The 10,498-nt window shown below is 72.5% G+C and carries 9 protein-coding genes and 1 pseudogene; 2 read left to right on the forward strand and 8 right to left on the reverse strand.

Going from position 1 to position 10,498, the window contains the following annotated elements; genetic code table 11:
- Nucleotides 1–116 precede the first annotated feature (116 nt).
- The 4 genes from ABD363_RS31900 to ABD363_RS31915 form a co-directional block, all read right to left on the reverse strand.
- Nucleotides 117–1,319, reverse strand: coding sequence for a class I SAM-dependent methyltransferase (locus tag ABD363_RS31900; protein ID WP_344609944.1), 1,203 nt, complete (start codon nt 1,317–1,319; stop codon nt 117–119).
- Nucleotides 1,316–2,263 (reverse strand): HD domain-containing protein, encoded by a 948-nt coding sequence (locus ABD363_RS31905; protein WP_344609946.1) that lies wholly within the window; start codon nt 2,261–2,263, stop codon nt 1,316–1,318. Before ABD363_RS31905 ends, ABD363_RS31900 begins: the two co-directional genes overlap by 4 nt.
- Complete coding sequence (locus tag ABD363_RS31910; RefSeq protein WP_344609948.1) at nt 2,260–3,510, reverse strand: inositol-3-phosphate synthase; 1,251 nt, start codon at nt 3,508–3,510, stop codon at nt 2,260–2,262. Before ABD363_RS31910 ends, ABD363_RS31905 begins: the two co-directional genes overlap by 4 nt.
- A gap of 467 nt (nt 3,511–3,977) precedes the next feature.
- Nucleotides 3,978–4,556 carry a hypothetical protein gene (locus ABD363_RS31915; protein ID WP_344609950.1) on the reverse strand — a complete coding sequence of 193 codons (579 nt, stop codon included), beginning with the start codon at nt 4,554–4,556 and terminating at the stop codon, nt 3,978–3,980.
- Nucleotides 4,557–5,092: 536 nt separating this feature from the next.
- On the opposite strand from ABD363_RS31915, the pseudogene ABD363_RS31920 reads away from it, so the two are divergent.
- Nucleotides 5,093–5,860: pseudogene (locus ABD363_RS31920) on the forward strand (transposase family protein); the annotation flags it as partial.
- 5 nt (nt 5,861–5,865) lie between these two features.
- Here the strand turns inward: ABD363_RS31920 and ABD363_RS31925 are convergent.
- The 4 genes from ABD363_RS31925 to ABD363_RS31940 form a co-directional block, all read right to left on the reverse strand.
- On the reverse strand, nt 5,866–6,237 hold the full coding sequence (locus ABD363_RS31925; RefSeq protein WP_344609952.1) for a hypothetical protein: 372 nt from the start codon (nt 6,235–6,237) through the stop codon (nt 5,866–5,868).
- A 65-nt stretch (nt 6,238–6,302) separates the two neighbouring features.
- Nucleotides 6,303–6,602, reverse strand: a complete 300-nt coding sequence (locus ABD363_RS31930) for a hypothetical protein (protein ID WP_344609954.1) — start codon at nt 6,600–6,602, stop codon at nt 6,303–6,305.
- A 708-nt stretch (nt 6,603–7,310) separates the two neighbouring features.
- Nucleotides 7,311–8,663: an APC family permease gene (locus tag ABD363_RS31935; RefSeq protein ID WP_344609956.1), complete on the reverse strand. Its 1,353-nt coding sequence runs from the start codon at nt 8,661–8,663 to the stop codon at nt 7,311–7,313.
- The gene (locus tag ABD363_RS31940; RefSeq protein WP_344609960.1) at nt 8,660–9,568 is read right to left on the reverse strand and encodes a carbon-nitrogen hydrolase family protein; all 909 of its coding nucleotides are present in this window, start codon (nt 9,566–9,568) and stop codon (nt 8,660–8,662) included. Before ABD363_RS31940 ends, ABD363_RS31935 begins: the two co-directional genes overlap by 4 nt.
- Nucleotides 9,569–9,680: 112 nt before the next feature.
- On the opposite strand from ABD363_RS31940, the gene ABD363_RS31945 reads away from it, so the two are divergent.
- The gene (locus tag ABD363_RS31945; RefSeq protein WP_344609958.1) at nt 9,681–10,283 is read left to right on the forward strand and encodes a TetR/AcrR family transcriptional regulator; all 603 of its coding nucleotides are present in this window, start codon (nt 9,681–9,683) and stop codon (nt 10,281–10,283) included.
- Nucleotides 10,284–10,498: the final 215 nt, after the last annotated feature.

The following is a 10,498-nucleotide window of genomic DNA, read 5'->3' on the forward strand; positions in this document are numbered from 1 at the left end:
GCCGGCCCGGCCGTCGGCGGCCGCCAGCAGTCCGGGCAGGAAGTGGTCCCGGGCCACCCACCCGCATCCGGCGATCGCCCACCGGCACACGGCGCCGGCCCGCCCGCCCGCCGCGTTCACCACCGCTCCGGGAGGTCCAGGAGCACCCGGCGGCGGGCCAGGCCGGCCACCCGCGGCGTGACCCGCCCGGCCCGGCCGTCGGCGAGCAGGGCGGGGGAGAGGGCGACGCGCTCGGGCAGGTAGGCGCGGGCGCCGGGCCCGTACTCGTCCCGCCAGCGCTCCCCCGGCCAGCGCAGCAGACCGCCGTGGTAGAGCGGGTTGGGGCGCAGGGGCCGGCCGGGGACGGGCCGGTCGGGGGACCGGGGGCCGTACCCGGGCGGCGGTGGCGGGGCGCCGACCAGGGCCAGGGCCTCGCAGCCGGCCAGTTCCCCGGGCGGGCGCGGCCGGGGAGGGGCCCCCGCCAGCAGGGCGCGGGTCAGGTCGGCGTCGTCGTAGCAGACGGCTCCCGGCAGCAGCGCGCACCATCCGGCCGGGTCCAGCGGCAGGCCGGCGACCGGCCCGGGGAGGAGGGCGTTGTGGCAGTGGCCCAGGACGACACCGCCGCCGGCGGCGTACGCCACCGCGCGGCGCACCACCTCCTCCTTGCGGGGCAGGAAGTACAGCGCGTCGTGGCAGGCCACGTAGGCGGGACGGCCCGGGGGGAGCAGCGGCCAGGGCGCGGTGACGTCGGCGCACACCAGCCGCGCCCGGGGGGCGACGAAGCGCCGGGCCAGCCACAGCTTGGCGAAGACCACGTCGATCCCGGTCAGGTCCCGGTGCCCGCGCAGGTGCAGTTCCCGCAGCAGGTGCCCGGCGCCGCACGCCAGCTCCAGCACCGGCCAGCCGGCGGGGGAGTGCCGGGCGGTCAGGGCGAGCACGGCCAGCCAGGTCGGATCGCTCCACCGGTGCAGGAAGTACGTCCCGACCCTGCCCATGCCCAGCAGCGTCACCGCTTCGCGCAGGGTGGCCGCCCCCAGCGCGGCACGCAGCGCGCCCGGGGAGGGGACCGGGCCGTCCCACCAGTCGTCGGTGTCGGCGAGCAGGACCAGCGCGGCACCGTCCGGATCGCCTTCCCCGATCCGGCGCACCGCCCGCTCGCGCAGCTCCTCCCGCCCGGTGCGCAGCCAGGGGATGCCCGCCACGACGGGCCAGCGCCGCTCGCCGTCGGACAGCAGCCCGGGGCCGCAGGACCGCAGCGGGGCCCCGTTGCCGGGGCTGACCAGACCGGCCGCGGCCGGTGCCGCGCCTTCGGCCGTCGCGCGGCCCGCCGGGCCCTTCACGCCGTCTCCGCCGCGTCCAGGACGGCCCGGTGGAAACCGGACACCGCGCAGGGATGCACCAGGTCCAGGTCCTCCAGCGCCTGCTCGGCGGTGAAGGCGGCGGCCCGCGCGTGATGGCGGACCTGCAGGACGCGGTCGAGGACGTCGGCGGCGTGGAAGGCCCGGGCGGCCGGGGTGCCGGTCCCCTCGCGCGAGGCGAGCAGCGGCTCCACGCGCGCCGCGAGCGCCCCGGGCAGGACGGCGAGCTGCTGCCGCGTCAACCGGGCGAGGACCGCGGGCAGATGCTCGCCGAGCAGTTCCTCCCCGGCGAAGCCCGCGTCGGGCAGCACCGCGTTGTGCAGGTGGTGGGCCAGACCGAGCAGGAAGACGTCGCCGGGAGCGGCACCGAACGCCTCGGCCAGCAACACCCCGTAGACCGCCACCGCCCAGCAGTGGTCGCCGTGGCTCTCGGGCGGCTCGACCATCAGCCGCGGTCGTCCCGGGCGGGTGGCGCCGGCCCGGGGCTGGGCGCACAGCACCGCCGCGAACCCGGGGGCCGGGCCCTCGTACGGGTCCGCCACCACGTCCGGCAGCGCCTCGCGCAGCAGACCGGACGTCACCGGGCCCACCCGGTCCGCGTGCCGGCCGATCGAACGTTCCAGCACGGCCACCGCCTCGTCGGCCGTCAGCCCGCACCGCCGCAGCACCGGGCCGTCGATTCCCGCCAGGCGCGCCCCGGCCACGGCGGCCGCGCACGCGCGCACGGCGATCCGGCCGGGGTCACCGCCCCGCACCAGCTCCGCCCACGACCGGCAGAAGGCGCGCTCGGCCACCGAGGCGCCGCTGCCGGCCGTGCGCACCCTCTTGAGGTCGCCGATCTCGCGCAGCAGCGGAACGGCCGCTCGCAGGGCCCCGCGCGGCACCTCCCCGTCCCGCGCGGCGGGGCGGGGAGCGGCCCGGGTCACGACCGCCCGCTCGTCGCGGTCCGGCCCCCGCCGTCCAGCCAGTCCAGCAGCGCCTGCTCCTGCCGGTGCAGGGCGTGCTCCGGGGCGCTCCCGTCGGCGGTCATCGGGGCCTTGAAGAAGAACCCGAACTGCTCCTGCACCCCGCGCTCCCCGCGGCGCCGCGCCTCGGCCAGCAGCCGGATCAGCTCCAGCACCAGCGGAGCGGCCAGGATGGAGTCCCGGCACAGAAAGTCGATCTTCATCTGCATCCGGCGGCCGAGGAAGCCGACGAGGTCGACGTTGTCCCAGGCCTCCTTCTCGTCACCGCGCGGCCGGTAGAACTCGATGCGCACCCGGTGGTCCTCCACCGGGTAGCCGAGCAGCGCGTCCAGCACCGACTCCTTGGTGGCCGTCTTGCTGGCCAGGGAGTCGGGATCCTCCAGCGCCCGGCCGTCACGGTTGCCCAGCAGGTTGGTGGAGTACCAGCCCTCCACCCGCAGCGCCCGGGAGCGCAGCGCGGGGGCGAGCACCGTCTTGAGCATGGTCTGCCCGGTCTTGCCGTCCTTGCCGGCGACCGGCACGCCCTGCCGCTCGGCCAGGCGTGTCAGCGCGGGCACGTCGGCCGCGCGACTGGGGGTGAAGTTCAGGTACGGCATGCCCTCCCGCAGGGCCGCGTAGGCGTAGAGCATGGCGGGGGTGAGCGCCTCCTCACCGGTGTCCAGCGCCGCCTCGAACGCCTCGGGCGAGGCGAGAGCGGGCGACGCCGGGTCGGGCAGGCGCTCGGTCGAGGCGAGGTTGACCACGACCACCTCGTCCAGGCCCTGTTCGTCCCGGAAGCGCCGCAGGTCCGCCCGGATGCGTTCGGTGCGCTCGCGCGGGCTGCCGAACGGCACGACATGGGCGCCGGTCACCGCGCGGCAGTAGGCCGGGTCCGCCACCGCCGGCCACGGCCGCACCTGCTGGAGCCGGGGAGCGGCGGCCTCGATCTGGGCCGGTTCCAGGACGCGGTGCAGGTGAGCGGCCTTGGCCAGGTCGTCGGCCGACACGTCCCAGCCGCCGAACACCAGCCGCTCGTAGGGCACCAGATCCGTGCGCGACGCCAGCGGGAGCCCGTCCTGACCGCAGATGCCGAGCCTGAGCAGCTCCACCCCGGCCACGACGGTGGTGGCGACCGCCCCGCCCAGGCCCACGACGGCGGCCCCCACCCGATCCGTCGGAGCGTCCGGGTTCTCGCGCCGGGGGGATCGTCCCTCGGTCGGTCCGTGCATCACTCTCTCCGTTCGACTCGCCCACGGGACGCGACCGGGCACCGATCGGGGGGCCGACGGGCACGGCCGGCGGTCCTGCGCGGTCCGCAGAAGCCTCTCCGCCGCGGCGGTCGTCATCGCGGCGACACCCCCAGTCTCCGCGCGCCTGCGCATCGATGCATCTGCAGGGGAAAGCCACGGCTGCGGCGTCTCACCCCCCGCCGGCGGCGGGGGGAGCGCCGAACTGCGCAGGGCGCGCACGCCCCGCCGCGCGGCCGCCGGCCGGGCGGGGCGGCCGAACGGGTGAAATCCCCGGACCCCGGGCGGCCGGCGCTTCCGCTCGTCCGGATGCGGCAACAGCGTCCGGAATCCCGCCGCCGAGGCTGTCCCGCTCCCTACCGCTCCTCCCGCGCCGCGGCACGGATCCCCGAAGCGGCCCGCGCAGTGGGCCGTGCGCTCCGGCTGGGCGCTCCGGCCGGGCGTTCCGGCTACCGCCAGCGCGGATTGCGACTCGGCGGAAAGGGGCCGAACAGGCCGTCGTACTCGCCGGTCCCGTCGAGGAAGACATCGGCAGGACCGGCGCTCCGCACAGCCATGTGGAGATGCTCCACCAGGACCGGCACCGGCTTGATCTCCAGACCGAGCGTCCCGGCCGCCCGGGATTGCGCGGAAACCATTTCCGGATCGCTCGTGAGCATGTCGCGCTGAAGGAAGGACGCAGCTGCTCGCATGGAAGTCAAGTCACCGTCGTCGGAGTATTTCAGGCAGTCCCGCCAGTAGGGCAGGCCGACCACGAGGCCGAGGGCCTCGGAGAAGTCCCTGGCGATGACCCCGGCTTCACCTTCGCCGCTTGCGTACCACACCGGGCGAGCAGGCCCCTCACCGCACAGATAGAACTTTCCGCCCGTGAAATCTCCGGCGACCGCTTCGAGGGGGAGTCCTGACATGAGCCGAGGAGCGTCCACGTGATCGGCGCGCCGGACATCGAATTCAAAAGAATCCGAAAGGAGTTCCGTGAGAGCCTGGTCGTCACGTATACGCCGGAGCGGGTCGGCAGACCGGGACATGCCGCAACGGTAGCAGGCGGCGGACCGACCAGGAGCAGGTGGCGGGGGACGCCCGCGGCGTGGATGGATTCCAGCGCCGCAGGCGTCCGCCGGAGTCAGATCATGCCTGTTCTCAGGTAACGGACCGGCAGTCTTCGAATCCCCGTGCTGAAATATCCGGAATCTCCGTGCTGCAACTGCCCGATTCCGCGCAGGTCCAGATGTCACGGACAAGAACGGCGCGGAACGGAAGACCGGCCTCAAGCCGCTTCGTCCTGCGCCCTCGGCTCTTGTACGTCCTCGTCGGAGCGTGGTCGGAATCCTTCGTCACGATGGCACCGCCCTCGTCCCTGGCGAGAAAGCCGAGGCCGTCTCGAGGCATGTGGTGGGCCTCCGGACCGTCACCGGGCCGACCGGGACCGAGGTCCCCGAAACGGCCCGCGTCGTTCTCGGCGACGGTCCTGCACGTGGCGTCGTGCATGAGAATCGGTGCGGACCCCGCCGACACGTAGCACGAGCGGGAGGCAGCGGGGACCACGTGGCAGCAGAGCGAGCACGTGTCCACCACTGCGCAGGGCGGAGCGATCGACCCGACCGACCTCACCCGCACCTCCACCACGCTCCTCCGCAAGGCCGGCCTCCGCCGCATCCGCTTCCACGGCCTTCGCCACTCAACCGCCACCCTCCTCCTGGAACAGGGCGTTGGACTCGTCGTGAGCAAGGAACTCCTCGGCCACGCCCACATCGGCGTCACTGCCACCGTCTATGCCCACGTCCGGCCCCGCCTCCAGCGAGACGCCATCGCCGCCCTCGCCCCCACCCTCGCCGAAGCCGTACGAGCGGCGTCGACGAAGGCGTACGTGATCCTGGACGGGACGCTCCCGCCCATCGACCGAATCGCCGCCGACCGCCCGTTCTGCTCGGGCAAACATAAGAAGCACGGCATGAACGTGCAGGTCATAGTCGATCCGAAGGGGCGTCCGGTGTGGGCTTCACCAGCCCTGGTCGGCGCCGTCCACGACGTCCGGGCCGCGCGCGAGCACGGCATCACCGAGGAACTCGCCGCGGCCGGCATCACCTGCTGGGCAGACAAGGGCTACCAGGGCGCAGGCGGCACGGTCCGTCTCCCTTACCGCGGCCGATGGGACAGCCTCTCCACCGGCCGGCAGGCCGTCAACCGGTCCCACGCAAAGATCCGCGCACTGGTCGAGCAGGCCATCGCCATCCTCAAGTCCTGGCGCCTCCTCCGCGAACTCCGCTGCTCGACGACCCGGATCACGAGCCTCGTCCAAGCCGTCCCGGTCCTCCAGCTCGCAGCGACAGATGGAGATCAACCCGCAGCACTCACCAGGTCCGTCAACTCGGCCTCGGTCGTTCCAGCCCGCAGACGGACGTCGAAGGTGTAACCCTCGTCGCAGAACACCAGGTCGAGGTCCGTCGGTGCCAGCCTGCGGAAGACGATCGCCAACCAGATCGCGTCTTCCTCCCGGACGTCCATGTACAGGCAGGTACCGTCCTCGTGCAGATAGGCCTCACCTGGGCCGTTCTCCGTCTTGAACTGCCATATGAGGCTGCGCGCTTCGCTGCGGTGCGTCGAGTCGATCTCGACCTCGGACCACCGGGCACGGATCGCGTCGGTCAGCACATCCCGATCGATGCGCCATCCGCCCGCATCACCCTCGACCACCGCCAAGAACGTCATAGCCAGGGTCTATCAGATGTCCGTGACATGGCGCTGATCGGCTGTCGCCTGAAGTCGGAATGGGCTCAGGACGTGTGGACATCGGTGATCGTGAGATTGTGAACTGTCTCCTCGTGCGCCGTCCACGCCTCGACCACACTGATCCGGCACCAGGTGCCCGAGGACGTCCGGACCCACCGCCCCGGCATCAGCTCACCCGCGTCGACCCACTTCCGCAAGGGAGATATCCGTAAGGGGTGGCCGGCCGTGGCGGTGACCGTAGTGGTCCTGGCTTTGGCGGCGGAGGAGCCGTCGCTGACTTTCAGGGTGATACGGACCAGGTCCTTGCTGCCCTTGCCCACGATCGTCGCCGCAGCCGTCTGCACGGAGGTCTTCCCGGTTCCAGGTGCGTCGGAGAATTTTTGCCGATGCCGATGCCGATGCCGATGCCGATGCCGATGCCGATGCCGATGGCGATGGCGATGGCGATGCGGGCGGCGTGCTCGACGAGGTTCCTGTTTCACTGATCACCGGCCGGACGGTCCGTCTCGTGAAAGCGCGGGGCTGGCCGGTGCCGCCCGTCCGATCGGCGAGCGGGCCGGAGGGCTGCACGCCTCCTGCCCGCTGCTCCACCAAGGGAGCGGGGAAGTGGGCTAGGCATGGGCGGCCATCGCCGGGGCAGGTGTCGCCCCGAACCGGATCACTGCTCGGAATCCCGGTCCGCAAGCCGGGCGTGCTCCACGGAGTGACCGTGCTGGAACAAGCCCGACGCGCGGGGAAGGACGCTACGGGTCCGCGATGCCCGACGGGGCGGCAGCGGTCAGGGCTCATGGCCGCGCCGGGAACACCCGGCCTCCGCGCGAGGCGCTGGTGCCGGGCCGGTACGGCGCGCACGGACACTCGTCCGCCCCGGCCGCGGCCGCCGACGGCCCGGAGGCGCGCACATGGGGGGACCGATGGTTCCCCCAACTGGAACTGGAAAGTGCCTCCGGCCGGCGGGAGCAAGGATCTGGACGATCCTCGTTCTCGCCGGCCGGAGGCACTTCCTGCCGGGCTGACCGCCGCCGGACGGTCCGCCTCGTGAAAACGCGAGGCTAGCGCGCGGTACCGGTCGATTCCTTGTCGTCGAGCCGGAGTTCGGGGGTGGGACGGCGGAAGCCCTTGGTGATGACGGCGAGATAGACGATGCCGATGGCGATCCAGCCGAGTCCCAGCCTGGTCGCGGTGGCGCCGAGTTGGGTGATCAGGTAGACGTCGACGGCGGCGCCGGCCAGGGGCAGGAGCACGAAGCCGAACAGCGGGGGGCGGCCGCCGGAGCGCCGTTGCCGTACGGCGTGGGCGATGACGCAGACGTTCACCAGGGTGAAGCCCAGGAAGGCGCCGAAGTTGATGAACGAGGTGGCGTCGGCCAGGGTCAGGTTGGTCGCCAGGAGCGCGACCGCGGCCACGATGAGCACGTTCGGCACCGGGGTGAGCAGTTTGCTGTGCAGGCGTCCGAAGACGGGGCGGGGAAGGACGTTGTCGCGGCCCATGACGAACATCAGACGGCTGGTGCTGGCCTGGATGGCCACGCAGGAGGCGAAACCGCCGAGCATGGTGATGATGTTCGCGACGTCGGCGAAGTCCTGGCCGCCGACGAGCGCGGAGACGGCGTAGCCGGCGGAGGACTCGTCGGCGAAGGCGCCCCCGGGGTGGGCCCACTGCATCACGAAGGAGAGCGCCACGAAGATCACGCCTCCCGCGAGCACGGTGAGGACGATGCCGCGCGGGATGGTGCGCTGCGGGTCCTGGGCCTCTTCGCTGAGCGTGCTGACGGCGTCGAAGCCGAGAAAGGCGTAGGCGGCGATGGCGGCGGCCGCGGTGACGGCGGAGATGCTGGTGGTGCTGTTCCAGACGGCGTGTCCGGCCGATGCGGCTCCGCCGTGGCCGAGGCCGTAGTGGACGCACAGCACGAGAAGCACCAGCAGGCAGCCGGTGACGGCGATCAGCAGGGTCTTGTTGACCTTGTCGGCCACCGTGAGGCCTATGACGTTGACGGCGGTGGCCAGCACGATGTTGATCACCAGCCAGAGCCACTGCGGCACCGAGGGGTACTGCGCGTGCAGGTAGATCGACTGCACCAGGAAGGCCACCATGGGCAGGAACAGATAGTCCAGGAGCATGGCCCAGCCGGCCAGGAAGCCGAACCGCGAGTCGAGCATGCGCCGCGCGTAGGTGTAGACGGATCCCGAGGACGGGACGAGCCGGGCCATCTTGGCGTAGCTGAGGCCGGTCAGCAGCATCGCGCCGGTGGCGACGACGTAGGCGGTGGGGGCGGCGCCCTTGCTGGTTGCGGCGATGACGCCGAAGGTCGAGGTGACGACGGCCGGGGCCATGTAGGCGAGGCCGAACAGGACGATGGAGAGGAGGCCGAGGTCGCCTCTCATCCGGGTGGGCTGATCGGTCATGGTGTGCTCTTCACCGGTGAGGGGGCGGAGCCGGGGCCGGTGCGGCCGCTCCAGGTGGCGGGGTCGATGCGGCCCTGGTAGAGGGGCAGGGCGAGCGGAGTGTCGTCGGGCCGGAACTGCTGCCAGGGGCGGTTCAGCGCCGCCGTGCCGAACTGCCGGACGGTGCTCACCTCGTCGAGGTCGATGACCTCGGTGAGGGTCGTGTCGCCGTCGGCCGGAGCCTGCGAGCGGACATGGCCGGAGGGGTCGACCAGCAGGCTGCGCCCGGTGCCCACGGGGGCGGCGCAGTTGACGCTGGCGGTGAACACCTGGTTGACGATGGAGTTGGCGCGGGCGAGGACGATCTCCTGGGCCCGGTCGCTGGTCCCGGTCTGCACGAAGTTGAGCACCAGCTCGGCACCCATCCAGGCGAGGTGGCGCGTCGTCTCGGGGAACCAGGCGTCGTAGCAGACCGAGAGGCCGATGCGGCCGACGCCGGGCATCTCGAAGACGGTGAACTCGGCGCCGGGGGCCGTGGTCTCGTAGGGCCGCCAGGGGAAGATCTTGCGGTAGGCGGCGACTCGTTCGCCGCGCGGGGAGTACACCACGGCGGTGTTGTGGATGCGGCCGTCGGTGCCGCGTTCGTGGACGCTGCCCGGGGCCAGCCACACGCCGAGGTCGGCGGCGATCCGCGCGAGCGCGGTGTCACGGGGACCGTCCAGCGGCTCGGCGGTGGCCTCCGGAAGGTCGTCGGGAGACAGCCGGGAGCCGCTCGGCTCGCCGCACAGGTGCAGTTCGGGGTAGACGACCAGCGGCTGCGCGGGCAGCCCCTGGACGCGCCGGGCGACGTCGGCGGCGAAACCGTCCAGGTCGTCGGCGGGGCGCCGGGCGGCTTGCGCGAGGACAAGGGGAAGAGGACGCGACATGGAGCACCAGGTGTGTGGGTCGGAACGCATTAGTTAAACGAAATTTAATTAACGAATTGGTGGGGGTCAATGGGCGGACGCCGGGAAAAACGCGTGTGCGAACATGTGGACCATGCCACGACCGAGAAACCAGGCGGAACGGCGTGCCCAGCTGATCGACGCGGCCGCGCGGGCCGTCGTCAGCATCGGGGCGACGGCGGTCAAGCTGCGGGACGTGGCCGAGGAAGCGGGAGTCACCCCGGCCTCCGTGCTCTACTACTACTCCGACCTGCAAGAACTCTTCTCGGCGGTCTTCGAGCACGGTGCCGCGACCTACTTCGTCCTCCGCAAGGAGGCGATCGCGGCGGCCGAGGGGCCGGTGGAGCAGCTGCAGGCGTGCATCCGCAGCGGGGTGCCCTGGCCGGGCAAGGGCGAGGAGAGCACCCGGCTGTTGTTCGAACTCTTCCCCGTCGCGCTGCGGAACGAAGCGGTCGCCCAGGCGCACCGGCTCTTCTTCGACCGGCAGACCGAGCTGTACCGCCGGATCCTCGCACACGGCCAGGACGGCGGGGAGTTCACCCTCACCGGGGATCCCCGGGCACTGGGCCGGTCCTTCGTCGCGCTGGAGGACGGTTACGCGATGGACCTGCTGGTGGGCGCCGCGACAGCGGCGGAGATCGAGTCACGGCTGTTCGCCCACGCCCGCACGGTGACCGGCAACCCGGCCTTCGGATAGCCGCGGGGGCGCGTGGCGCGGAGAACTCCAGCAGTGCCCGCACCGCGGGATGCGGCAGCCGCGCCGCATCCCGCGGTGCGGGCACTGCCACGGTGTGACGCCGGTTCACGGCACCTGCTGCCGACGCGGCAGCCGCGGGCAGGCGTCCCTTGGTGCGGCCCGGCGACGCCGCACGCCCACATCGGCATGGCCAGGGGCCAGCCCGGCGCTGTGCC

Source organism: Streptomyces glaucus (assembly GCF_039533365.1).
Lineage (GTDB): Bacteria > Actinomycetota > Actinomycetes > Streptomycetales > Streptomycetaceae > Streptomyces > Streptomyces glaucus.

Coding starts and splice junctions, on each gene's coding strand:
- ABD363_RS31945 (WP_344609958.1), top strand. CDS start 9,681: ATGCCACGACCGAGAAACCAGGCGGAACGGCGTGCCCAGCTGATCGAC.
- ABD363_RS31940 (WP_344609960.1), bottom strand. CDS start 9,568: ATGTCGCGTCCTCTTCCCCTTGTCCTCGCGCAAGCCGCCCGGCGCCCC.
- ABD363_RS31935 (WP_344609956.1), bottom strand. CDS start 8,663: ATGACCGATCAGCCCACCCGGATGAGAGGCGACCTCGGCCTCCTCTCC.
- ABD363_RS31910 (WP_344609948.1), bottom strand. CDS start 3,510: ATGCACGGACCGACCGAGGGACGATCCCCCCGGCGCGAGAACCCGGAC.
- ABD363_RS31925 (WP_344609952.1), bottom strand. CDS start 6,237: ATGACGTTCTTGGCGGTGGTCGAGGGTGATGCGGGCGGATGGCGCATC.
- ABD363_RS31915 (WP_344609950.1), bottom strand. CDS start 4,556: ATGTCCCGGTCTGCCGACCCGCTCCGGCGTATACGTGACGACCAGGCT.